Raw genomic sequence first — 24,498 nt, 5'->3', positions numbered from 1 at the left:
TTTCACTTCAGCTGCTGCACTGACAATAACCCTGTGCATTAAGAGAGTATTTTGCTAAAAATATGATTTATGCCGAGTTATTAAAAAGTACAAAGCTGGATATTAGCTTATAATCAGGATAAGCTAAAAAAAAGGATTCGATTTACTGGCTAAAAAGGGAAAAATGAAAGAGCCTCAATTTGCATCTGATGTGACGTATTTTTCCATCCTTTGCTACAGGATGCCGGATTACACCCATGCAGCGGGGCTGGCACAATGATAGTTTCACTGGATAATCTTTATCATTCTGAGTTCTCTTTTCTTCCTGCGCGAAGTGCAGGAGGCGATCTTAAATACGTAGACATCATCACCCATTTTGTTAGTCCTGACGGCGTAGTGCATATGCCATCAGGGTTGGTCATACCTCGGATGTCGGACGATGAGCAGCGTCGTTTATTTAGCGAAAAACTCGAATTAATCGAAACATGCCAACATTTTTTTATTCAACGCAACATTTCTGCGTGGCTTAATTTAACTCCGGCAGTCGCTAATACTTTATTATTAGATGCAGAATATGCTTCGCGTATTGAACGATTTTCATTTATTGAATTAACCATTAATGAAAGTTTTCCCGAGTTAAACAAGGGTAAAGAAAATCCAATACTGGCGGCATTAGCGGCGCGATTTCCATTAGTCTTGACCAACTTCGGCGCGCCAGGCATATCCACGCGTGCAATTTTTGATGGCCTGTTCAAACGTGTCGTATTGGATAAACACTTTATTCAACAACGTATTACGCAAAATTCGTTTGAGCCTTTTATGCGCGCCATTCAGGCACAAATATCCCCAGACTGCGAATCAATAATCATCAGCGGCATTGATACGCAGGAGATGCTCGAACGGGTATTGCCCCTGGGATTCAGCGCCATGCAGGGTGCGCTATGGCCAGCTGTCTTACCCGCGCAGATAACCTCATTGATGCAAGGATAACCCTTGCATTTGCCGGTGTTTAACCGTTCGTTAACAGTCTACACTAGAGGCAGGAGGCCCTATGACCCTGTCTTTTACCACCCGCTGGCGTGATGAATTGCCAGCAACCTATACGGCACTTTCGCCTACTCCCCTGAAAAATGCGCGCGTAATTTGGCATAACGATATGCTTGCTGAGCAATCAGGGATCCCGGCTACGTTGTTTAATAGTGAAAATAACGCAGGCGTTTGCGGCGGTGAAACGCTGCTTCCCGGCATGTCGCCGTTGGCGCAGGTCTATAGCGGACATCAGTTTGGTGTTTGGGCAGGGCAGTTGGGTGACGGACGCGGGATCCTGCTGGGCGAACAGCTGCTCGCCGATGGCTCGACGCTTGACTGGCATCTGAAAGGCGCGGGACTTACGCCATATTCGCGCATGGGAGACGGGCGTGCGGTACTGCGTTCGACGATCCGCGAAAGTCTGGCCAGCGAAGCCATGCATTATCTCGGGATCCCCACGACGCGAGCGCTGTCGGTGGTCACCAGCGACACGCCGGTCTACCGCGAAACGGTAGAAGCCGGGGCGATGCTGATTCGCGTAGCGCAAAGTCATATGCGCTTTGGTCACTTTGAACACTTCTACTATCGTCGTGAACCGGAAAAAGTACGTCAACTGGCCGATTTTGCGATTCGCTATTATTGGCCGCACTGGCAGGACGAGGCGGATAAATATCAACGGTGGTTTCAGGACGTGGTCACGCGCACCGCGACCTTAATTGCCGACTGGCAGACGGTAGGGTTTGCGCACGGGGTGATGAACACCGACAACATGTCGATTCTGGGGCTGACGATGGACTACGGTCCCTTCGGTTTTCTGGATGACTATGTGCCTGATTTTATCTGTAATCATTCGGATCACCAGGGGCGATACAGTTTCGATAATCAACCGGCTGCCGCGCTGTGGAATTTGCAGCGGCTGGCGCAAACCCTGTCGCCGTTTATTGCGGCCGACGCACTCAATGACGCGCTGGATAACTATCAACTGGCGCTGCTGACCCGTTATGGGCAGCGGATGCGACAAAAGTTGGGCTTCTTTAGCGAGCAAAAAAACGATAACGAATTGCTCAGCGAACTGTTTAGCCTGATGGCACGGGAAAGAAGCGATTTTACGCGAACGTTTCGTATGCTGAGTCAGACGGAGCAACATAGTGCGTCTTCGCCGTTGCGCGATGAGTTTATCGACCGCGCAGCATTTGATGACTGGTTTGCGCGCTATCGTTCACGTTTGCAACAGGATAACGTGGCGGACGAAGTAAGACAGGCGCAAATGAAAGCTGCCAACCCGGCAATGGTGTTACGCAACTGGCTGGCGCAGCGGGCAATTAGCCAGGCAGAGCAGGGGGATTACGCTGAACTGCATCGCTTACACATTGCGTTGCGCACGCCGTATGCCGACAGGGATGATGACTATGTCAGCCGTCCGCCAGACTGGGGTAAGCGGCTGGAAGTCAGTTGTTCAAGCTAACGGGCGAGAAAAACCTGCGGCGAGGCGTTAGCCGGGTGCAGGCCAATGTGAAGCTGGGCACCGTACCAGCGCATCAGCTCATTGGCCTGTAATACGGCTTCTGGCGTCCCCTGAGAGACAATATGTCCGTCATGGAGCAAGATAATTTTGTCGGCCCACAGCGCGGCAAGATTGAGATCGTGAAGGACTACGCATACGTGTAACTCCCCCGCAGCCGTTAGCGACGTTAACAAACGTAACAGCTGCTGCTGGTGGTAGAGATCTAACGCTGAAGTAGGTTCATCAAGGAATAGCCAGCCGCGCGGCGCGCCGTCGCACCACAACTGCGCCAGCGCACGGGCAAGCTGTACTCGTTGCTGCTCGCCGCCGGAAAGCGCGGCGTAGTGCCTGCCAGCTAGCGGTGTACATCCGGTCATCGCCATCACCTGAGCAATAAGCGCCGGTTCGGGTCGTTGGGTCCAGGGCGCTCGCCCCATGGCGATCACGGCTTCGACCTGCCAGTCAAAGCCTATCTGTGTTTGTTGCCGCATGACTGCGCGATGGCGAGACAGACTCTGTATACGCCAGTCATTCAGCGGTTTTCCGTTCAGTAAGCAGCGCCCGGCTGTCGGTGTCAGAAAGCCGGTCAGCAGGCGCAGCAGCGTGGACTTCCCCGCACCATTTGGGCCGATCAACGCCACCAGTTCACCCTTTGTCAGCGTCAGTGACACGTCGCGAATCACCGAACGATCCGCCACATGATAGTACAGATTTTCGGCGATGAAATGTTCAGCCATGCGGACCTCGCTGACGAAAAATAAGCCACAAAAACCACGGCGCACCGAGAATACTGGTCAACAGACCCACCGGCATCTCAGCGGGCGAAACCGCTGTTCGCGCGAGGGTGTCGGCGATCAACAGTAAACATGCCCCCGCCAATACAGAACCTGGGATCACCGCCCGATGATCGCTACCAAGCCACATGCGTATCAAATGAGGGATAACCAAACCGATAAAACCAATTACGCCGCAGACCGCGACGGCTACTAACAGTGCGCTGCATAGCAGTAAAATGCACTGCACCCGACGGACATCCACGCCAAGATAGTGCGCGTCTTCCTCTCCGAGCTGCAGCAGATTCAGCGTCGGGGCTAAACGCCAGATGAAAAGCACCGTGGGCAGCATCAGCGAAGTGACCGCCAACAGTGTTGACCACTGCGCTGTTCCCAGACTGCCCATCCCCCACAGCGACAACTGGCGCAGTTGCGCATCATTGCTGACCCACGACAACACGCCGACCGCAGCTCCGCACAATGCATTGATGGCAATACCCACCAGCAACAGGCGTGAAAGCGAACCGTCGCGCTGTTGACTGAGGATAAAAATCACTCCGGTGGTGGCGAGTGCGCCGAGAAATGCCGCCAGCATCGGGGCATACAGCATCAGCAGCGCCGGTAAGGTGACCGGTAATACTACCCACAATGCGACGGCGCAGGCGGCTCCGCTACTGATCCCCAACAGGCCCGGATCGGCAAGTGGATTGCGAAACAACCCCTGCATCACACAGCCCGCCAGCGCCAGTGAACCGCCAATCACCAGTGCCAGCAGCACGCGCGGTAGTCGAATAGTGAGCCAGATTTGACGCAGCGCGCCATCTCCCTCGCGCCAGAAAAGGCTTACCGGCAGACGCAATGCGCCAAAACCGGTGGCCACAATCGTCATCACGACCAGCGTAGCGGCCAGCATCCACAAAGAGCAGGTGATACGCCAGGGCATCAGGGCAATTGCTCCGCTTTGGCACGCAGTTGCTGGATGGCCTGCGGCGTACGCACGCTAAAACCCAGCAATGCCATATCGTCAATCTGCAACACCTGCTTATTACGACCAGCGGGCGTTTGCGCCAGTCCCGGCAGCGTCCACAGATTATCTTCACCCCCCATCGCGTTGACGCCGTCTTGGGAAATCACCACCAGATCGGGCTGACTGGCAATCACTCCTTCTTGAGACAAGGGTTGGTAACGGGTAAACCCTTGCATAGCGTTGCGCAAACCTGCGGCACGAATGGCTGCATCGGCTCCGGTTTGCTGTCCGGCCGCCATGGCGGTCATTCCGCCGTGATTGAGAATGAACAGCACGCGTTTGTTGAGTTCCGAGGAGGGCAGTTCAGCCAGCGCCTGGCGTAGGGTTTGGCGTAGCGCCTCGCCTTGAGCCTGACGATGGGTTGCCTGTGCAATCACCCGGACTTTCTCATCAATCACGCTAAGCGCATTACCTGCCGGCACCGTAACAACGTTGACCTGACTTTGCTTGAGCTGTTCAAGCACCAATGAGGGCTGCGCCTGCGCGCTGACCAAAACCAGCGTAGGGCGGGTGGCCAGGATCCCTTCGGCATTGAGCTGACGTAAATAGCCCACGTCCGGCAATGCCGTTGCCGCCGCCGGCCACTGGCTGGTGCTATCCCGCGCCACAAGGGATGACTGCGCGCCCAGCGCGAAGACAATCTCTGTCACGTCACCGCCGAGGGCGACCACTTTCTCTTCGGGCGCGGCCTGAGCCGTCAGCGGCAGAAACGCCATCAGGACCCACAGTATCTTCATGCGGCCAGCCCTTTCGGTGCTAACGCGTCGATTTGCGTACGCCATTGCTTCTGTTCTGGCTCGCCCTCCGTACGCTGCCCATACAGCTGGGCGATTTGCGTACCGTCTGCTGCAAACAGTTCCAGGCTGGTGACGTGACCGTCAGCGGTCGGCTTACGCGTGACCCACGTCTCGGCGACGGTCTCTTCCAGCAGATGCAGCGTAAAGGTCGGGTTGAAAATATTCAGCCAGCCTTTCATTGGCACCAATTTTTCTACCACGCCGGTAAAAATCTGCACGCAGCCGCGGTTGCCGACAAATACCATAATTTCGTTGCCATCCTGACGTGCAGTTTCCAGCAATTGGGCCACCGCACTGTTCGCCACTTTGCAGGCCAGATCGTCACCCACCAGGCGAAAGGCCTGCTGACGGGTTAGGTTGTGGCGTTTCAGCAGGCCAAAAAACTGGTGCACATCGGTCATGGCGCGCCACTCTGCATCTACCGCCGTAGCATCTGCGTTAACGCCAGAAACGGCGGTTTCGAGTGTTTGCAGCATCAGCGGTGGGTTTTCCGCAAAGATGAAACGGGTCAGCAGCGAGCCCCAGGCAGCAATATCGGTATGCTGCGTGGTGTAGACCTTTAGCAACGCGTCGCCCTGACTATCGAAAAACTGGATGCTCTGGCGCTCGCCGTGAGCTGTGTTCTCGCTGATGTGAAATGCGCTGGCCCATTGATTCAAGAACAGGCGCAGATCGAGGGCGCGCGGATTCAGAATGAGCCCAGCATGGCCGTTCAGGTGTTGATTCGTAAACGCGCCAATAACTTCATGCACCGCGTATTCATTGCGACAAATGCATTTGGTTTCGCCCACGGCCTCCAGTGCACTGAGGATCTCGCGCACCTCGCCGCGCAGGCGCCAGGCGTCATGACCAACGCGCGCAAAGGTCAGTTCAGCTTCGCTGATATGCAGCAGACCTGCGATGTCACGGGCGTATTTGCCAGGATGTTCATTTTTCAGTTCCAGCCAGCGGGTGTAGTAATTCATTGCCTCTTCCTTTCCGATTGCTGCCCCGGTGTCCGGGGCAAAGTGATTACCACTGATAACTCACGAAAATTTTGCCGTTGCGTCCATCTTGTGGAATGCCCTGCGGCGACCAGTACGCTTTGTCAAAGGCGTTACCCAGCACCAGCGTGGTGGTCATGCCTTTCAGCGCCTGCTGCCCTTGGTAGCTGACATAGAAGTCGTTGACCGCATAGCCGGGCTGTTTAGTGTAGCTGTTGCTGATATGGGTTGAACGGTCGGCAAAGGTACCGAGCCAGCCAACTGAGAAACCGCTGTGCGCGACAGGCACGTTTAGCTTGCTGGTGACGGTGTCCGGGTTAATGCTGGAAATATATTCACCGGTGTCGGTGTCTTTGCCGCGCGTGCGGTTATAGGCCAGATCCAGGCTGAACAGATCGGTGGAATAAGTTGTCATCACGTCCCAGCCCCAGATTTTGGCGTTAGCAACGTTGTAGGACATCGTCGTTGCGGCGGCGAAATCGACGCGGGTGGAGATATAGTCTTTCGCTTTCGTGTCAAAATAGCTGGCTTTAAATTCAAGGGCATCGTTCGCCAGCAGCAAATCGTCAAAGCGCAGACCAAAACCATACTCCTGCGTTTCGTTGGTTTCCGGGCGCAGATTCGGATTAGGTACCCAGTAGTTGGTGTAGAAGCGACCGATGGAGAAGTGTTTTGCATCGTTGTACATTTCGCCCATGGTTGGCGCACGGAAGGCCTGGGCGTAAGATCCAAACAGCATCAGCCAGTCGGTTGGGGTTACGGTCATTCCTGCGCGGGACGACCATTTATCGGCATCGACATCTGCGTAACCGTCGCTGCTACCGCGATAAGAGTCATAACGCGTGCCGCCCAGCAAGGTCACCGGCAGGTCACGCAGGGTGATTTCGTCCTGTAGCCAGCCGGAGCTGAAATCAATTTTCGCCTGTGGGAAACCGGTAGTGGCTCCCGCTGGTTTTTGCTCCTGACGATAGTACTCGCCGCCATATGTCAGCAGATGCGCGGCAAAGGTGTCGCTAAACAGGCGCGTACGGTTGTCAATCTTCCCACCTGTGGTGGTTTGCTTACGAAACTCGCCGGTGGCATCCGGGTTTTGTGCGTTAATGCGCGCTTCAGACCAGTAAATGCGCGCATCGGCATTCAGCCAGTTATTATCCGCCGGGGCTACCGAGTAGGTCAGTTGGGCATCGCGCTGGATCGTCGAACGGTCGGTCATTGGATTGCTGCTGTCAGCGTCACTGGCCTGCGGGTTTTTAGGTTCCCGTGCATCGTTGTTGTAATAGCGCAGTGAGCCGGCCAACGTCTGGGCGTTGTCAATTTTCCAGCTGCCTTTCGCCAGCATATTATTAATCGCTTCGTCGTTCGGCGCTGTGGTGCCGTTACTCTGACGGAGGTCACCCCGGTCACGGCTGGACCAGGACAGCAGTCCGTCCAGCGTATCGGTGCGGCCATACGTGCTGGCACCCATCCCGAGGCTGTGATCCCCCGTGGCAGCGGTACCGAACACGCGATACCCGCTGTTTTTTCCCGCACCCAGTAGATCGCTGGCATTCGCCGTCTCATAGGCAATGACGCCGCCCAGCGCGCCGCTGCCGTACAGCAGCGCGGACGGGCCGCGCACCACTTCAATACGCTTGATGAGGGCAGGATCGAGGAAGGTGCTGTTGAGGTGTCCGGTGTCAGTGCCTTGACGGACGCCGTCAACCAGTACCAGCACGCCGCGTCGGTCGTAGCCGCGCAGATTGACGTCCTGGCCGTTGGTGCGACCGGTGCCGTCAAGAGTCAGGCCGGGGACCCTGCGCAGCAGGTCTGCAGCGGAGCTGGCGGTTTGATTTTCCGGAGCCGTCGCGTCGATGACGCTGACCATCATCGGTGCTTCAAAGGCGCTGCGAGCATTGCCGGTCGCGGTAACGGTCATGTCTTCAACCGCCGCGTAGGCGGCGCCAGGAAGACTGCAGACGATCGCCAGCGCCAGCAGCGATGGGCGCATCCTCGCGGTGTGCAGGTAAGGCATAGCAACTCTCCATTAGAAACTCGAAAAGCGCTGGCTGCCTGGGGATAACCTGGGTGGCTGGCGAAATGTGTGGGGTTATTTCGTTAAAATTAGTTTTCCGGCATGTGTCTGGCGCAGCAGGTAATGCTGCCCGTCATGCTCAATGATCACACGTCCCTCATTGCCCAGCAGGCTTTTGCTGTCAATTCGACGCTCAGCGACGGGGGTAGGGGGTGGTGTCTTCTTTTTTGCAGGCGTTGCCGTTGTGTTATCCATACGTGACATAGTGTTTAAAAATAACAATCAATGTAACAATGATAATCATTATCATCAAAGTAAAAATTTGCGGCAAGCCTTTTTGTGAAAAAATTGTGACGAGAGCGATTTTTGAGCAAAAAAGAGGAAAAAACAGGAGGAAAACAAGGGATTGTCACCGGGTAACATATGCTACCCGGCGAAAAAGTTAGAAGCGGCTATCCACCGCAGCCGCGAGTTTTTCGACCAGCAGTTCGGTATCTTCCCAATTCAGGCAGGGGTCGGTTATGGACTGACCGTAGACCAGCGGCTGACCGCTGACGATTTTTTGTGTCCCTTCGCGCAGGAAACTTTCTGCCATAATCCCGGCAATGGCCGTTGAGCCATTGCGAATTTGCTGACAGACGTCATCACACACTTCCAGCTGGCGGCGATGCTGCTTCTGGCAATTGCCGTGGCTGAAATCGACGACCAGATGCTCCGGCAGCGAAAATTCATGCAGCGTATCGCAGGCGGCGGCAATATCTTCTGCAAAGTAATTCGGCTTTTTACCACCGCGCATGATGATATGCCCGTACGGGTTGCCGCTGGTCTGATAGATGGTCATCTGACCGGTTTTATCCGGTGAGAGGAACATATGGCTGGCGCGGGAAGCGCGAATCGCATCGACGGCGATACGCGTATTACCATCCGTCCCGTTTTTAAACCCAACCGGGCAGGACAGCGCAGAGGCCATTTCACGGTGGATCTGGCTTTCGGTAGTACGTGCGCCGATAGCGCCCCAGCTGATCAGATCGGCAATAAACTGGCCGGTGACCATATCGAGGAATTCGGTGGCCGTAGGGACCACCAGCTCGTTGACCTGTAGCAGGAGTTTACGCGCCAGCTCAATGCCGTGGTTAACGCGGTAGCTGCCGTTCAGGTCCGGGTCGGAAATTAAGCCTTTCCAGCCGACGACGGTGCGCGGTTTTTCAAAATAGGTCCGCATCACGATTTCCAGGCGTGCCTGGTGTTGGGTGCGCAGCGTCTGCAAGCGCGTGGCGTACTCCAGGGCCGCATCGAGGTCGTGAATCGAGCAGGGACCCACGATCACCAGCAAACGAGGATCTTCGCCATTCAGTATTTTTTCTATCCGGCGTCGGGAATCCGTCACGTGATGAGCGACAGAGGACGACACAGGATGCCGTTGCGCCAGCTCAGCGGGAGTGACCAGATTGTCAATACGCGCAGTACGGAGTTCATCAGTTCGGTTCATTACGTGTCTCAGAAATTTGTTGCTTCAACGGCAGGACTACCGGGAAGTGATGCGCATCACGATAAACCAATCCCTGCTGATTTCAAGTGCGAGGCGTGTCACACCTCGCAAGCCAAAGTTTATGCTAACAAAAAATGAACCATTACACTAGTATTCTAGTACATGCGGCGATTTAGTCCCATAATATCGAGGATCTTGGTGGCAATTTCTTCTACCGAATAGTTGGTACTGTTGAGCCATGGGATCTTGTTTTTACGGTATAACGCTTCAACTTCGGCTACTTCCATGCGGCACTGACGCAGCGAGGCATAACGACTGTTTTCTCTACGCTCCTCGCGGATCGCCGTCAGACGTTCCGGATCAATGGTCAGACCAAAAAGTTTGTGTTGCAGCGGTTTTAGCGACGCGGGCAGTACCAGGTTATCCATATCATCGGCAATAAAGGGGTAGTTCGCCGCCCGAATGCCAAACTGCATCGCCAGATACAGGCTGGTTGGCGTTTTACCGCAACGGGAGACGCCGAGCAAAATAACCTGCGCCTGATCGAGGTTGCGCAACGAAATACCGTCATCGTGGGCGAGGGCGTAATCAATGGCGGCAATGCGTGCGTCGTACTTATTGAGGTTGCCGGGATTCAGTCCGTGCGTGCGATGAGCGATTGGAGTCGGGTCGAGTTTCATCTCATGTTGCAGCGGTGCGACCAGCGCCTGGACGATATCCTGACAGAAGCCCTCGCTTTGCAAAATGATTGCACGAATCTCCGGCAATACAATGGAGTAGAACACTAACGGGCGTACGCCCGTTTGCTGGTAAATGGCGTCAATCTGGTCTTTCACCGCGCGGGCGCGGCTCTCATTTTCAACAAACGGCAGCGTAATACTGCTGATCGTAACCGGAAATTGCGACATCACTGCGTGGCCCAATACCTCTGCGGTGATGGCCGTGCCATCAGAAATATAAAATACGTGACGATCAACAGCATTATCCATTTTGCTCATCCTGGGGGCAGATATAATTCTCTGAAAGCATAAATTAAAATGCGTCAGAAGCGAATATTGTTGTCGCCATTTTATAAAATGAAACGGTATTTTTATATTTACTGAAAAGTACATTTCATTTTTCGGAACGAATGTTTAGACCGACTGTTTTTGTGGTGATCCCGTGCCGCTCGCGGGTTTGCGCAAATGCGGAAACAATCTGAAAAAATAAAAAATAAAGTTGCTTGAACGATTCACCGTTTTTTTCGCCGCGGTAAATATGCAAAGATAATTACGCAAAATTGAGTTTCCTAACCTCGTTCATATATAAGGATTGTTCGATGTCCAACAATGGCTCGTCACCGCTGGTGCTTTGGTATAACCAACTCGGCATGAATGATGTAGACAGAGTTGGAGGCAAAAATGCCTCCCTGGGTGAAATGATTACTAACCTTTCAGGTATGGGTGTTTCCGTACCGAATGGTTTTGCAACGACCGCCGATGCGTTTAACCTGTTTCTGGAGCAAAGCGGTGTAAACCAGCGCATTTATGAACTGCTGGATAAAACGGATATCGACGATGTCACCGAGCTTGCCAAATCCGGGGCGCAGATCCGCCAGTGGATTATCGACACTCCTTTCCAGCCTGAGCTGGAAAATGCCGTCCGTGATGCCTACGCGCAGCTTTCCGCGGACGATGCCCATGCCTCTTTTGCCGTGCGCTCCTCCGCCACCGCAGAAGATATGCCTGATGCTTCATTTGCCGGTCAGCAGGAAACGTTCCTCAACGTCCAGGGCTTTGATGCCGTGCTGGTGGCCATCAAGCACGTCTTTGCTTCGCTGTTTAACGACCGTGCAATTTCTTACCGTGTGCACCAGGGTTATGACCACCGCGGCGTAGCGCTTTCTGCTGGCGTTCAGCGGATGGTGCGATCCGACCTGGCCTCTTCGGGCGTCATGTTCTCTATTGACACAGAATCTGGCTTCGATCAGGTGGTGTTTATCACCTCTGCATGGGGCCTGGGCGAAATGGTGGTGCAGGGCGCCGTTAACCCGGATGAATTCTATGTGCACAAACCGACCCTGGCGGCTAACCGTCCGGCTATCGTGCGTCGCACTATGGGTTCGAAAAAAATCCGCATGATCTACGCGCCGACCCAGGAACACGGCAAACAGGTGACGATCGAAGATGTGCCGCAGGAACAGCGCGATATTTTCTCACTGACGAACGAGGAAGTGCAGGAACTGGCGAAGCAGGCGGTGCAAATCGAGAAGCACTACGGTCGTCCGATGGACATTGAATGGGCGAAAGACGGTCACACCGGCAAGCTGTTTATTGTGCAGGCGCGTCCGGAAACCGTTCGTTCTCGCGGCCAGGTGATGGAGCGTTATACGCTGCATGCGCAGGGCAAAATCATTGCTGAAGGCCGTGCTATCGGCCACCGCATCGGTGCGGGTCCGGTAAAAGTCATTCATGACATCAGCGAAATGAACCGCATTGAACCTGGTGACGTGCTGGTTACTGACATGACCGACCCGGACTGGGAACCGATCATGAAAAAAGCGGCGGCGATTGTCACCAACCGTGGTGGTCGTACCTGTCACGCGGCAATCATCGCCCGTGAACTGGGGATCCCGGCGGTAGTAGGCTGTGGTGATGCAACCGATCGCATCACCGAAGGCGAGAACGTGACCGTCTCCTGTGCCGAAGGTGACACCGGCTACGTGTATGCCGATATGCTCGACTTTAGCGTTAAGAGTTCCAGCGTCGAAACGATGCCGGACCTGCCGTTGAAGGTGATGATGAACGTCGGTAACCCGGACCGCGCATTCGACTTCGCTTGCCTGCCAAACGAAGGTGTCGGGCTGGCGCGTCTGGAATTTATCATCAACCGCATGATTGGCGTGCATCCTCGCGCGCTGCTGGAATTTGATGACCAGACGCCGGAACTGCAAAACGAAATCCGCGGAATGATGAAAGGTTTTGATTCGCCGCGTGAATTCTACGTCGGTCGTCTGACCGAAGGGATCGCGACGCTGGGTGCGGCGTTCTATCCAAAACGCGTCATTGTGCGGATGTCAGACTTTAAGTCCAACGAGTATGCCAACCTTGTCGGCGGCGAGCGTTACGAGCCGCATGAAGAAAACCCGATGCTGGGCTTCCGCGGGGCAGGCCGTTACGTGGCAGACAGCTTCCGCGACTGCTTCGCACTCGAATGTGACGCGGTGAAACGTGTGCGCAATGAGATGGGACTGACTAACGTTGAAGTGATGGTGCCGTTTGTGCGTACCGTGGCGCAGGCCAAGGCAGTGGTGGAAGAGCTGGCTCGTCAGGGTCTGAAGCGCGGTGAAAACGGGCTGAAGATCATCATGATGTGTGAGATCCCATCCAACGCCTTGTTGGCTGAGCAGTTCCTTGAGTACTTCGACGGTTTCTCTATCGGCTCGAACGACATGACGCAGCTGGCGCTGGGTCTGGACCGTGATTCCGGCGTGGTGTCTGAACTGTTTGATGAGCGTAACGACGCGGTGAAAGCGCTGCTGTCGATGGCGATTCGCGCGGCCAAGAAACAGGGTAAATACGTGGGTATTTGCGGTCAGGGCCCCTCTGACCACGAAGACTTCGCTGCCTGGCTGATGGAAGAGGGGATCGACAGTCTGTCGCTGAACCCGGACACCGTCGTACAGACCTGGCTGAGCCTTGCGGAACTGAACAAGTAATACCCTGCCGGAAGGCGGCTTAAATGCCCTATCGGCCTACGGTCAGCATTATTCGTAGGCCGGATAAGGCGCGAGAGCGTCGCCATCCGGCATTCATACCTTGCTCAGGCGCTGAATAATATCCTGACGAAGTTGATACTTCTGAATTTTACCGGCGGCGGTGTGCGGTAATTTATCGACAATCACCAGATGTTCTGGATATTTGTATTTTGCTACCCGCTTGCGGCTAAAGAAGGCCACCACCGATTCCAGCGACAGCGAGTGATGTGGCGGTTTAAGCACCACGTAAGCGCACGACCTTTCCCCTAAACGCTCGTCCGGCATCGCCACCACGCAGGCATCGTGAATACGCGGATGCTGCAATAAAATGTCCTCGACCTCACGGCTGCTGATATTTTCGCCACCGCGCACGATAATATCTTTCTTACGTCCGGTAATCTTAATGTAGCCCGCCTCGTCCATGCGGCATAAGTCACCGCTGTAGTACCAGCCGTCTTGATCCAGTGCTCTGGCAGTCATTTCGGGTTCATCAAGGTAGCCCATAAACACGTTCGGCCCGCGCGAGGCTTCTTCGCCCTCCACGCCAGGTGGCAGCGTATTACGTGCCTCGTCAACCACTTTAATTTCAACGCCCGCAGCGGCGTAGCCGTCGGTATTCATCATGTGGGAAAGCGAATCATCGAGATTCACCACTGCATGCGGTGAGCTTTCGGTCGAGCCGTAAACACTTAACAACTTAATGCCGCGCTGCTGACACTCGCGGGCAATTTTCTGCGGAATGGTGGTGCCCCCGCATAAGAAAAAGCGTAACGATGAGAGGTCGTAAGGCCGTTTTTCCACGCAGCACAGCATGTCATAGACGAAGGGCGTGGCGCCGAGGACGCAGGTACAGCGCTGTTGCTCCAGTAGTTCAAGACAGGCTGTTGGGGTAAAAATATCCAGCAGCACGCTACGTGCGCCGATTAAAAATGGGGCCGTGACACCGTGCAGAAAACCGGTGGCGTGCCCCAGCGGTGCAGGCATTAAAAAACATCCTGCCAGTTGAGGTTAAGGCGGGCGCAGTAGGCGCGTTCGCTGGCGAGAATATTGTTATGAGTCAGCATTACTCCTTTTGGCATACCCTCTGTGCCGGAAGTGAACAGCACGGCGGCTAACGCGTCGGCGTGCACGCTAACGGTGTGGGTTAACGGGGGGGAGGTCAGAAGCTGGCTTAGCGCCAGCGAAGCAGTTGCTGGGGCCAGTTTATCCACGGCAATAATTTGTTGCAGGTGCGGCAACTGATTCTGTAAGGGCAGGATCAGATCCACCGGGCGAGTCTGTTTAAACAGGGTTGGCGCAAAGAAGAGCTTCGCCTTGCATTTGTTTAGCACCCATACCAGCTCTGCTTCGCGCCAGGCAGGCAGTAGCGGTACGGAAACGGCACCAGTTTTCAGGCAAGCCAGATAAATCACGGTAAATTCACACCAGCCCGGCAACTGGAAGGCCACACGATCGCCGGGTTGAATGCCGCTGGCTAAAAACCAGGTGGCCAGGCTGCTGGCGGCGCGGTCGAGTGCGGCGTAGGTGTAGGCATCGCCGTGATTATCGACCACGGCAATTTTATCCGGTACGGCCCGGGCGGTCTGGCTCCAGTAATCGCCCAGTGAGGCATCACCCCACAGTCCTTGCTGTCGCCAGGCATGACGACGCTCGGCGTTAAACGTTAATCTGACACTCATTGCTTTGTCCCTGGATGATTGCGGCATACGTCTTGCCGGACGGCGACTGGGCCTTATCCGGCCTGCAACTGGCAATATCCGTTATCCATAACGAAAATCGATGCCAAAAGTGCCGAGCGGGTACGTCCATTGTTCAAGTATTGTTTCGCCGCACAGCACCCGACAGGTTCCGCACTCCAGACATCCGGCGGAATCAAAATGGATATTTCCGGCCTCGTCCTGCTTGTACAGCCCGGCGGGGCAGGCATAGAGCAGTTTGCGAAACTCGTTCAGATCCGGGTGGGTGGCCAGAATAATGTGTGGATGTCCTTCATCAACGTTGAATTTATTGACGCCCAGCTTGACGTCAACGTTCACGGTGTTGTTCTGGTTCATAACGCGGTCGCTCCCTTAATGCCGTCTTTCAGTAAGTTCATTAACCCAATGCGTTTTACATGGGGCATGATCCTTTTGCGCATTGGGGGCGTCGGACGTCCGTCAACGGTGAATATTTCGCTCATAATATCCGCCACCATGCGCGGGTACTGGGTGAACAGACGTGGGTTTTCCATCAGTGCCGGGATCTTGCGAAAATGCTGTAACTCATGCATGACGCAACCCTGCTCGAGGGAGCGCTTGTATTCCATCAAGCTGTTGGCGGAGAAATCCTGGCGTCCTTTCGCTGCGATAGCCGTTTTCGCCGCCGCCTCTGCGGAGGCAATGGCCAAATCCATGCCGCGGATCGTATACCCCAGATTCAGGCAGAAGCCGGCGGCATCGCCGACGATCATCACACCGTCATCGACCAATTTAGGCACCATAGCCAGGCCGCCTTCTGGCACCATATGCGCCGAATATTCCAGCAGTTCACCCCCGGCAATCAGCGGACGAATGGTTGGATGCTGCTTAAAGTCTTCCAGCATTTGTGGAACGCTCTTCGTTGCGTGGGCGATATCGCCCAGCCCACAAACCAGGCCCAGAGAAATTGAATCCTGATTGGTGTACAGAAAACCACCGCCCATCAAGCCGTTTGACGGGGAACCGGCAAACAGCCAGGCTGCGCCGTCGTTGCCCGAAAGATTGAAACGGTCTGCAATGACCGCGGGCGGCAAGCCAATCAACTCTTTAACGCCGACGGCGTAGTGGTGTGCTGAAGCGGGCGGGACCATGCCGAGCGAGCGACCGAGTAGGGAGTTGACGCCGTCAGCGAGGATGACGATGTTAGCCTCCAGAACATCGTCACCGGCCTGAACGCCCGTAACCTTATTGCCTTCGCGGAGTAATGCATCGACGCGTACGCCTGGAATAAACTGCGCGCCGGCCTGTTCGGCTTTATCCATTAGCCACGGGTCAAAACGGCTGCGTAAAACCGTGTACGAATCCTGCGTTGCGGCCGTGTTTTTTTCACCATGAAAATCGAGCGTGACGGCGCTTTCTTCGGTTAGAAAAGAGATTTTTTCGCGCGTCACTTTGCGTTCGACAGGCGCTTCCTCGGCAAATCCTGGCATGATGCTTTCAAGGCTGTGTGCATAGAGACGCCCGCCGGTCATGTTCTTACTGCCCGCACGGTTTCCGCGCTCGATGACCAGTACGTCCAGTCCGGCTTTTGCCATTACGTAGCCAGCGACCGCTCCCGCCACGCCAGCACCAACCACAATGGCATCAAATTTTTCATCTGACATGCTTATGCTCCCTTCCCGCCGCGAGCGCAGCGGGAGATGTGGATTAAATGAGGGGGGGGTTAGCGGCTTAACTGTTCGATCAGGGCCGGCACAACTTTGTAGATATCGCCCACCAGGCCGTAATCGGCATAATTAAAGATCGGCGCTTTTTTATCTTTGTTGATGGCGACGATGACTTTTGCACCATTACCGCCGACCATATGCTGGATTTGTCCGGAGATGCCCAGCGTCAGGTACAGGTCAGATTTCAGCAACACGCCGGAAACGCCAATGTAGCGTTCGCGCTCCATCCAGTTTTCGCCTTCAGCAATCGGACGGGAACAACCGACCTCTGCGCCCAGCACGGCCGCCAGTTTATGTACCATCTCCAGATCGGCTTGTGCCACCAGACCGCGGCCGACGCCCACCACGCGTTTGGCTTTGCTGAGATCCACGCTGCTCAGGGGTTTGGCGCGACGCTCCTGACACATAATTTCATGGCGAGGGGGGATGTACGGCGCAGCGGTAACAGGGCAGGTGTGTGCCGGGTTGGCCTCGCTCGACTCCAGTACGCCGGATGCAAGCGTGATTATGGCCAGCGCGCTATTGAGTTTTTCTTTACCGAATGCCAGACCGCCATACATGCGGTGTTCAACGAACAGTGCGCCAGCATCAAGACTTACCGAGGTGGCGTCATTCACCATCGCCGCATTGAGTTGAATGCTCAGACGCGCGCCAAGGGATTTCGCGCGCTTGGTGGCGGGCATCAGCAGTAAACCGTTGTGATCTTGCAGCAGCGAAGTGAAGGTTTCGGCATAGTTTTCAATGCGCTGTAAGCCGGAAGATTGCTCAAGCACGATAACGCTATCGGCCCCCAGCGGCAGAACCTGATTTGCCTGCTCGCTACCTTGCACAATGATATGGACCTGTTCACCCCATTGACGCGCGCCGGTCATTAATTCTGCGTAGCGTTCAGCGTTATCGCTAAATACCCAGACGTTGGCTAATTTACTCATAATGTTTTCTCTCCGTTGGGCTTAATTCAGGGCTTTTTTCAGGTGGTCGGCCAGTTCAGCAATGGCGTCCGCTGAATCATTTTCCAGAATGATGCGTTTACGCTCGGTTTGTGGCGGAACCGTTATTGCCACCAGTTCCGCTAACGGCGGCACAGGCGTCCAGCCAATGTCGCTGGCCTGCCAGGGGGTGACGGCTTTTTTCCCGGCGCCAAGAATGGCTTTCATTGACGGAATGCGCGGCGTGTTGATATCTGACGTGACGCAAAGCACGGCGGGGAGCGGGAGTTCAAGCACTTCGATCTCGTTCTCAAGCGTGCGCTCGACCAGAATCCGCTCACCGTGACGTTCAATCTTGCTCACCGCGTTGACGACGGGCAACTGCAGGAGTTCGCCTACCAGCAAGCCCACCTGCTGTGCATAGATATCGCCCGACCCTTCGCCGAATAACATCAGGTCACATTCGATTTTTGTTGCGGCGCAGGCCAGCGCCTGGGCGGTATCTCTGGGCAGTGCATGTTCCAGTTGCGCATCCTGGACCATAAACAGGCTGTCCGGCCCGCGGGACAAGACGTCTTTACGCACTTTGGAGTTTTGCAACAGCGAGCCGCCAACCGTTAAGGCGACGATCTCGTCACCTTCTGCAGCCAGTTGCGCTGCGGCTTCGATGGCGTTTAAGTCAAATTGGCTGATTTTGGCTTCGGCTCGGTCGAAATTAAGCGAACGCTCAGGGGTGACGACAATGTCCTGTTCTTCAGGGACCAACTTAAAGCAGGTGACTATTTTCATGGCATCTCCGGTGAATCATGTTCAGATGATGACGGGGAGCGTCATTATCGGCAGTAGGGAAAGTTGACTGAAATTAGTGTGCGGCAGGTGAGGGGCATTTTCGACGGGACAATCTGTTTTCGTTTCCAACAATCTTGCAAAAAAAAGTGTCGACCGGACGCTTTACTGATAAGCGCTGATTAAATGTCATGGGGGGCGGCAATAAACAGAAAAAACGCGCAGGATGTGAAAATTGCGAAATGCATCATGTTTTTAATTAACATATGATTATTTATGTTTCTGTTATGTGAATAGTTGACGGCTAAATAATAACATTTGCGATTTTTATTAATTTTAAAACGTGAATAAACTGTGCGGATAATGCCTGTTGACTATGCGTACCATCTTGCAGGAGGCCCCAATAATTTTGTTTCTTCAGGGTGAAATAACGTTGTATAACATGCTCAGTCCCTTTATTTCATCGCTATTATTCATCCAAAATTATCCGGTCTTAAGGTGGAGGTTGTCATGTATCAACGATGTTTTGATAATGCCATGGAAACCCTTTTTGAGCAGGGGAAAACCCCTGTGTTTTCACGCTTCGTCATCAGCGACGATCCGAACTGGGAGTCAGGCCACCATGTCCATGACAATGAAACCGAGCTCATTTATGTCAAAAAAGGTGTCGCCAGGTTCATTATCGACTCGTCACTGTATGTTGCCCACGCCGGCGATATTGTGGTGATAGAGCAAGGCAGGCTGCATGCGGTCGCGTCTGACAGCAGCGCACCGGCTACCACCTACACTTGCGCACTGGCAGGATTCCGCTTTAACGGCTGGCAGGATAACCAACTGCTGCAGGCGCATTCGTGCCCGGTTATCAGCGTCGGACAGGGAAAGGAGGTGATTAAAAGTATTTTTAATGAACTGAGTATTATGCTGCCACGAAGCAAAAATAACCCGACCTCGACGGCTTACGCAGCTTTCGCCTATGCGTTAACCGTGCTGTATTATGAAAATTTCAAAAATGCGTACCGTTCGGAGCAGGGATATATTAAAAAAGATATCTTAATTAAAGATGTGCTGGTGTATTTAAATAACAACTTTCGGGAAAAAATCACACTTGAACAGTTGTCAAAAAAATTTCGCGCCAGCGTTAGTTACATTTGTCATGAATTTACTAAAGAGTATCGGATCTCACCGATTAATTATGTTATTCAGCGGCGAATGACGGAGGCTAAATTTTCTCTGACCAATACCGAATCATCACTGGCAGAAATTTCGTGGCGAGTGGGATATGAAAATGTCGATCACTTTGCCAAACTCTTTCAGCGCCACGTAGGCTGCTCGCCCAGCGAGTATCGCAAGCAATTTAAAAACAATTTGCTTGAGCAGGAATGCCTGATGCCGGAGATCTAATTAGCGGTTTTCTGCGTGCCCGGTAAGTTTGACGCCTACCGGGCCATTAACGCTTACTTGTTCTGGTAATCTTTCAGGATCTGACGGCCCGCAACGTAAATCATGATTTCATCCGTGCCGCCGCCAATGCGCTCACAGCGTACGTCGCGCCAGAAGCGGGACACGCGAGCCTCATCGGTATACCCCAGTCCTCCCATAATTTGAATCGCGTCGTCAATCACTTCCATCGCCGTACGGGCGCAGTACAGTTTTGCCAGCGCAGCGCTGGTCCTCAGTGATTGCTTCTGATCGGCCTGCCAGGCGACCTTCAACACCATATTGCGCATGTTTTCGATTTTAACCGCCATTAACGCCAGTTTTTCCTGGATCATCTGGTTGTGGCCGATCGGCTTGCCGAAGGCAATTCGTTGATTAGCATAACGCGCGGCATCTTCGAAGGCACACTCGGCAAAGCCGGTACTGCGTGCGGCGTTGATCAGCCGCTCCATTTCGAAGTTGTACATTACGTTGAGGAAGCCCATGCCTTCTTCACCAACCCTATCGCTTTCGTCAACTTCAACGTCGTCGAGGTAGACTTCGCAGGTGCTTAACATGTGCCAGCCGATCTTGTGCAACGGGTTCACCTTAATACCCGGTTTACTGGAATCGACCCACCACAGCGTAAAGGCTTTCTTCGGATCTTTTGGCTCCGGGTCGCGGGCCAGTACCAGCATGTACGGGTACTCTTTAGCACCGGTAATGAACGTTTTTTGCCCGTTGAGATACACTTTGCCGTTTTTTCGCGTGTAGCTGGTGGTGGCACTGTTGTTGTCAGATCCGGCACCCGGTTCGGTTAACGCCAGAGCATATGCGGGATCACCGGTTTCCATGGTGCTTTCCGCCGTTTTGCGTAACTGCTCGGCGGAACCAAAACGGAGCATGCTGTGAATACACTGCCCGTTAGTGATTAAAAATGCCGGAGCGCCGCATTTTGACACTTCCATCAGCGCCAGCATCTGGGTGACATAATCTGCCGGTATGCCGCCGAACTCTTCCGGCACGCCCAGCATCGAAATACCGTTATCCGCAAGGGCGCGCATAAACTCTTTTGGGTAGGTGGCGGTCTGATCGCAGGTGCGGAAATATTCTTCCGGAAAATGGCTGGTGATCAGTTCGCGAATGCTGGCAAGCAGCAGCTCTTGTTCTTCAGTTAACGAAAAGTCCATTAGGGTACTCCTTTTAATTGGCTGCGTCGGGCAAGACAAAACCCATGGGGGTATTGATAAATAATCTTTCGTCCATCAGTTTTAACTCAGGGGAAATAACCGGGGCGAAATCCATTTTGTCCAGAATATCGTTTTGCAAAGAAACGCCGGGGGCAATTTCTACCAAATGGAGACCATCCTCTTTTAAGGTAAAGACGGCACGTTCGGTGATGTAACGCACCTCTAATCCGCGTTCGAGAGCAATTTTTCCACTGAAGGTTATTTCAGGTAATTCACTGACGAATTTTTTCACCCGACCTTCTTGGACAATATTCAGCTTGCCGTCGGCGACGTCTGTTTTCAGACTTCCGGCAGTGAGTGTGCCGCAGAAAATAATTTTCTTGGAAGTGGCGCTAATATCAATAAATCCACCGGTGCCCATAATCTTGCCATTGAATTTATGTACGCCGACGTTGCCGTGGCTGTCCACTTCAGCAAAACTCAAATAGCACACATCCAGACCGCCGCCGTGGTAGAAATCGAACTGGGTGGTCATATCCATAATGGCACGGGTGTTAACGTTGGCACCGAAGGCAATGCCTTGCGAGGTTATCCCTCCCACTGGGCCGGTTTCGACCGTCAGAATAAAGTCGTCGGCGCAGCCTTCTTCACGAGCAACCAGACCAATACCGTCAGCGATACCGACCCCAACGTTACCCACCGCGCCTTTGCGCATTTCGAACAGGGCGCGCCTGGCCACCAGTTTGCGCTGGTTGAGCGGCAGGGCGATTTGCTGGCTGTCATCAAGGACAAAGTCGCCGGAAATAAAACGGTTAACCGGCGCCCCGCCGTACAGTTGGGTCTGATCAGGGTCAACCACCACGATGTCCACCAGATAGCCCGGGATCCGCACCGCTTTGGGGTGTAAGGTGGCTTTCTTGACCATTTTTTGTACCTGCATCATGACGATGCCGCCGTGGTTATGCACGGCCTGGGCAATCACCAGCGCATCGAGGTACATCACCTCATCCTCAAAAGTGGCGTAGCCTTCGCTGTCACAGGTGGTAGCGCGAATGAAGGCGATGGTGGGCGCGATGGCCTTGTAGTAGAGGTACTCCTTGTTGTCTATCTCCACCAGTTTGATCAGATCGTCGGTGGTTACGTCATTGAGCTTGCCGCCCTGCTGGCGGGGGTCAACAAACGTGCCGATCCCAATATCACTCAGAATACCCGGCTGGTGGGCTGCGGCTGCACGCAGCGTTTGCGTCAATACGCCCTGAGGATAGTTATAGGCGGCGATTTTATTTTGTTCAGCTAAATCGGAAATGCGCGGTGATTGCCCCCAATGTCCGCATAGCGCCCATTTGACCAATCCTTCTTGTGCCAACGGGCTAATACCCCGGTCGGCGCGATCGCCCAATCCCGTCGGACTAATTAGCGATAAATTACGCGGAGTTTGGCAGGTTTTATATTTTTCGGCCAGTGCGCTAATTAATGTGGTGGCCTCCAGAATACCGCCGCCGGCGCCTAATACGCAGAGCGTGGCTTCATCAGGAATATAATCAACTGCATCCGCTGCCGATAATACCGGCACCCGACCGTTAATACGTTCAGGTCTGTTAAGTTTCATATAAACTCCAGGTTACAGGCGTGAGGCTGCCTATCGTTTTATTCGATAAAAGAAATTTATTTATTTTAAAAATAACTAACCGTCTGCCCGATATTCAAAATAATATGAATAACAGGGCAGGGGGGGTATTTAAAACAGTACAGAAATATTCTGTTATTAAGCCTGATGTAAAATGGTCAGTACGCTGCGCAAATCGGAAACCGAGATCTGCCCGGGCGCTGAGGCTTTTTTCACCGCACCAAAGGTCGCCGCAGAACCAAAAACTTCACCCGCCAGTCGCGAAATTACGCCGGTTTTGGCCATCGACATAGTAATGATTGGGCGGTCGGCGTAGTGCTCCTGCATCTCAAGCGTAGCGCTAAGCAGCGTCAGGACATCCGTCTTGTTTTGTGGCATCAGCGCAATTTTCGGGATATCTGCGCCCAGTTCCTGCATTTTACGCAGCCGCTGGATAATCTCTTCTGCTGCCGGTGTTTTGTGGAAATCATGATTCGACATAATCACCAAGACCTGCTTCGCGTGCGCATGCTCGACGGTGGCTTTGACCTGTTCATCGCCGGTGAACAGTTCCAGATCGATCATATCCACTAGCCCGCTATCCACCGCCGCACGGTTAAGCGCAATATAGTCTGCAACAGAAAGCGCCTGTTCACCGCCTTCTTTGGCGCTGCGGAAGGTGAAAAGTAGCGGCTTATCGCTCATCACGTCGCGGATCGTGCGGGCCGCTTCCAGCACCGCGTCAATGGAAGAGACATCGGCAAAATGGTCAACACGCCATTCCAGGATGTCGAAGTCCGCGTCGCGGTAGGCCAGCGCTTCGGTTTTTACCGTGGCGATGTCTTTACCCATTAACGAAACAATGATCTTCGGCGCACCCTCGCCAATCACGAGGTTTCTTACGGTTACGGTTTTCATTGATTACCCTTTAAAAATTCACAGATTGTTGCCCGTCAGGCGGCAAACCCCATAACCTGCTTAACGTATTCCAGCGGAAAATCTTTCCCGGTCCACAATTTGAACTGCTCAGCACCTTGCCATAACAACATGCCGTAACCATCAATGGTTTTGCAACCGGCACGCTGCGCCTGCTGCAGTAACTTGGTCATATGCGGATTGTAGACGCATTCGGTTACCAGCAGATCCGGGCGTAGGAGCGATTCATCGCTAACAATGGATTCGTTTTCCAGTGGTTTCATGCCGACTTTTGTGCCGTTGGTCAAAATGTCTGCACTGGCCAGAGCCTCGGCGAACGCCTGTTGGTCGGCCAGATCGATAACGGTCACCACACAGTCGGTGTTTTCATTCACGCGTTTGGCGAACTCAAGCGCCTTGCTAAAGAAATCATCCTGACGGTTAAACAGTTTAATCTCTTTAATGCCCTCAATGGCGGCCTGTGCGCCGATCGCGGTCGATGCACCGCCCGCGCCCAACAGTACCATGGTTTTGCCTTTTATATCGAAGCCGCTTTCCTTAATGGCGCGAATATGGCCGGTGCCGTCGGTGTTGTAGCCACGAAGATAGCCATTGTCATTGACGATGGTATTGATGGCACCGACCAGTTTAGCGGCCGGGGTTAATTCATCGACATATTCGCACGCCAGCTGTTTATTGGGCATCGAGACGCCGGTACCGCGCATCTTTAACGCTTTCAACCCTTCAATGGCACCCGCAAAAGTTGTGTTATCGACTTCAAATGCCATATAGGTAAACGGCAGTCCGGCTTTTTCCAGCGCCTTATTTTGCATTTCTGGCGACAGGCTGTGTCTGATGGGGTAGGCCATCAGGCCAATCAGTTCATATTTTGCAGTAACATCCATTTTTAACTCCTTGTGAACTC

At 53.7% G+C, this 24,498-nt stretch carries 20 protein-coding genes and 1 pseudogene; 4 read left to right on the top strand and 17 right to left on the bottom strand.

The window, feature by feature from the left end:
- Positions 1–255 precede the first annotated feature (255 nt).
- Entirely contained in the window at positions 256–969 is a 714-nt protein-coding gene (locus FDW95_RS00735; protein WP_115258658.1) for an EAL domain-containing protein, read from the top strand.
- Between the two features lie 61 nt (positions 970–1,030).
- Positions 1,031–2,473 (top strand): protein adenylyltransferase SelO, encoded by a 1,443-nt coding sequence (selO, locus tag FDW95_RS00730; RefSeq protein WP_115258657.1) that lies wholly within the window; start codon positions 1,031–1,033, stop codon positions 2,471–2,473.
- Here selO and FDW95_RS00725 read toward each other — a convergent pair.
- The 8 genes from FDW95_RS00725 to ppsR all read right to left on the bottom strand — a co-directional run bounded on the left by FDW95_RS00725 (position 2,470) and on the right by ppsR (position 10,581).
- A complete protein-coding gene (locus FDW95_RS00725) occupies positions 2,470–3,249 on the bottom strand; it encodes a heme ABC transporter ATP-binding protein (RefSeq protein ID WP_115258656.1) in 780 nt (259 codons plus the stop codon). The two genes, selO and FDW95_RS00725, sit on opposite strands and share 4 nt — an antisense overlap.
- Positions 3,242–4,228, bottom strand: coding sequence for an iron ABC transporter permease (locus tag FDW95_RS00720; protein ID WP_115258655.1), 987 nt, complete (start codon positions 4,226–4,228; stop codon positions 3,242–3,244). The genes FDW95_RS00725 and FDW95_RS00720 overlap by 8 nt, the downstream gene beginning before the upstream one ends.
- Positions 4,228–5,049 (bottom strand): hemin ABC transporter substrate-binding protein, encoded by an 822-nt coding sequence (locus FDW95_RS00715; RefSeq protein ID WP_115258654.1) that lies wholly within the window; start codon positions 5,047–5,049, stop codon positions 4,228–4,230. The genes FDW95_RS00720 and FDW95_RS00715 overlap by 1 nt, the downstream gene beginning before the upstream one ends.
- Entirely contained in the window at positions 5,046–6,074 is a 1,029-nt protein-coding gene (locus tag FDW95_RS00710) for a ChuX/HutX family heme-like substrate-binding protein (RefSeq protein ID WP_115258653.1), read from the bottom strand. Before FDW95_RS00710 ends, FDW95_RS00715 begins: the two co-directional genes overlap by 4 nt.
- A 46-nt stretch (positions 6,075–6,120) precedes the next feature.
- Positions 6,121–8,103, bottom strand: a complete 1,983-nt coding sequence (locus FDW95_RS00705; protein WP_115258652.1) for a TonB-dependent hemoglobin/transferrin/lactoferrin family receptor — start codon at positions 8,101–8,103, stop codon at positions 6,121–6,123.
- Between the two features lie 75 nt (positions 8,104–8,178).
- Entirely contained in the window at positions 8,179–8,367 is a 189-nt protein-coding gene (hemP, locus tag FDW95_RS00700; RefSeq protein WP_115258651.1) for a hemin uptake protein HemP, read from the bottom strand.
- Positions 8,368–8,545: 178 nt separating this feature from the next.
- A complete protein-coding gene (gene aroH / locus FDW95_RS00695) occupies positions 8,546–9,592 on the bottom strand; it encodes a 3-deoxy-7-phosphoheptulonate synthase AroH (RefSeq protein ID WP_115258650.1) in 1,047 nt (348 codons plus the stop codon).
- A 155-nt stretch (positions 9,593–9,747) separates the two neighbouring features.
- Entirely contained in the window at positions 9,748–10,581 is an 834-nt protein-coding gene (ppsR, locus tag FDW95_RS00690; protein ID WP_096757238.1) for a posphoenolpyruvate synthetase regulatory kinase/phosphorylase PpsR, read from the bottom strand.
- Positions 10,582–10,910: 329 nt separating this feature from the next.
- On the opposite strand from ppsR, the gene ppsA reads away from it, so the two are divergent.
- Positions 10,911–13,289: a phosphoenolpyruvate synthase gene (gene ppsA / locus FDW95_RS00685; protein ID WP_115258649.1), complete on the top strand. Its 2,379-nt coding sequence runs from the start codon at positions 10,911–10,913 to the stop codon at positions 13,287–13,289.
- Positions 13,290–13,382: 93 nt separating this feature from the next.
- On the opposite strand, the pseudogene fadK reads toward ppsA, so the two are convergent.
- From fadK to FDW95_RS00660, 5 genes and pseudogenes are all read right to left on the bottom strand, one after another.
- A pseudogene (fadK, locus tag FDW95_RS00680) lies at positions 13,383–15,007 on the bottom strand (medium-chain fatty-acid--CoA ligase).
- Positions 15,008–15,088: 81 nt separating this feature from the next.
- Positions 15,089–15,382 carry a ferredoxin family protein gene (locus tag FDW95_RS00675; RefSeq protein WP_115258648.1) on the bottom strand — a complete coding sequence of 98 codons (294 nt, stop codon included), beginning with the start codon at positions 15,380–15,382 and terminating at the stop codon, positions 15,089–15,091.
- A complete protein-coding gene (locus FDW95_RS00670) occupies positions 15,379–16,668 on the bottom strand; it encodes an FAD-dependent oxidoreductase (RefSeq protein ID WP_115258647.1) in 1,290 nt (429 codons plus the stop codon). Before FDW95_RS00670 ends, FDW95_RS00675 begins: the two co-directional genes overlap by 4 nt.
- Positions 16,669–16,727: 59 nt before the next feature.
- On the bottom strand, positions 16,728–17,663 hold the full coding sequence (locus FDW95_RS00665) for an electron transfer flavoprotein subunit alpha (protein WP_115258646.1): 936 nt from the start codon (positions 17,661–17,663) through the stop codon (positions 16,728–16,730).
- Between the two features lie 21 nt (positions 17,664–17,684).
- Positions 17,685–18,449, bottom strand: a complete 765-nt coding sequence (locus tag FDW95_RS00660) for an electron transfer flavoprotein (protein ID WP_115258645.1) — start codon at positions 18,447–18,449, stop codon at positions 17,685–17,687.
- Between the two features lie 507 nt (positions 18,450–18,956).
- On the opposite strand from FDW95_RS00660, the gene FDW95_RS00655 reads away from it, so the two are divergent.
- Positions 18,957–19,847, top strand: coding sequence for an AraC family transcriptional regulator (locus FDW95_RS00655; protein WP_115258644.1), 891 nt, complete (start codon positions 18,957–18,959; stop codon positions 19,845–19,847).
- Between the two features lie 53 nt (positions 19,848–19,900).
- On the opposite strand, the gene FDW95_RS00650 is transcribed toward FDW95_RS00655, so the two are convergent.
- The 4 genes from FDW95_RS00650 to ydiB form a co-directional block, all read right to left on the bottom strand.
- Complete coding sequence (locus FDW95_RS00650) at positions 19,901–21,052, bottom strand: acyl-CoA dehydrogenase (RefSeq protein ID WP_115258643.1); 1,152 nt, start codon at positions 21,050–21,052, stop codon at positions 19,901–19,903.
- 13 nt (positions 21,053–21,065) lie between these two features.
- Complete coding sequence (locus FDW95_RS00645) at positions 21,066–22,661, bottom strand: acyl CoA:acetate/3-ketoacid CoA transferase (RefSeq protein WP_115258642.1); 1,596 nt, start codon at positions 22,659–22,661, stop codon at positions 21,066–21,068.
- A 156-nt stretch (positions 22,662–22,817) separates the two neighbouring features.
- The gene (aroD, locus tag FDW95_RS00640) at positions 22,818–23,576 is read right to left on the bottom strand and encodes a type I 3-dehydroquinate dehydratase (protein WP_096757228.1); all 759 of its coding nucleotides are present in this window, start codon (positions 23,574–23,576) and stop codon (positions 22,818–22,820) included.
- A 35-nt stretch (positions 23,577–23,611) separates the two neighbouring features.
- Positions 23,612–24,478, bottom strand: coding sequence for a quinate/shikimate dehydrogenase (gene ydiB, locus FDW95_RS00635; protein WP_115258641.1), 867 nt, complete (start codon positions 24,476–24,478; stop codon positions 23,612–23,614).
- Positions 24,479–24,498 lie beyond the last annotated feature (20 nt).

It is taken from the genome of Citrobacter sp. wls718, from assembly GCF_005280945.1.
Classification (GTDB): Bacteria; Pseudomonadota; Gammaproteobacteria; order Enterobacterales; family Enterobacteriaceae; genus Citrobacter; species Citrobacter gillenii.
This window is presented reverse-complemented; position numbering and strand designations above follow the sequence as displayed.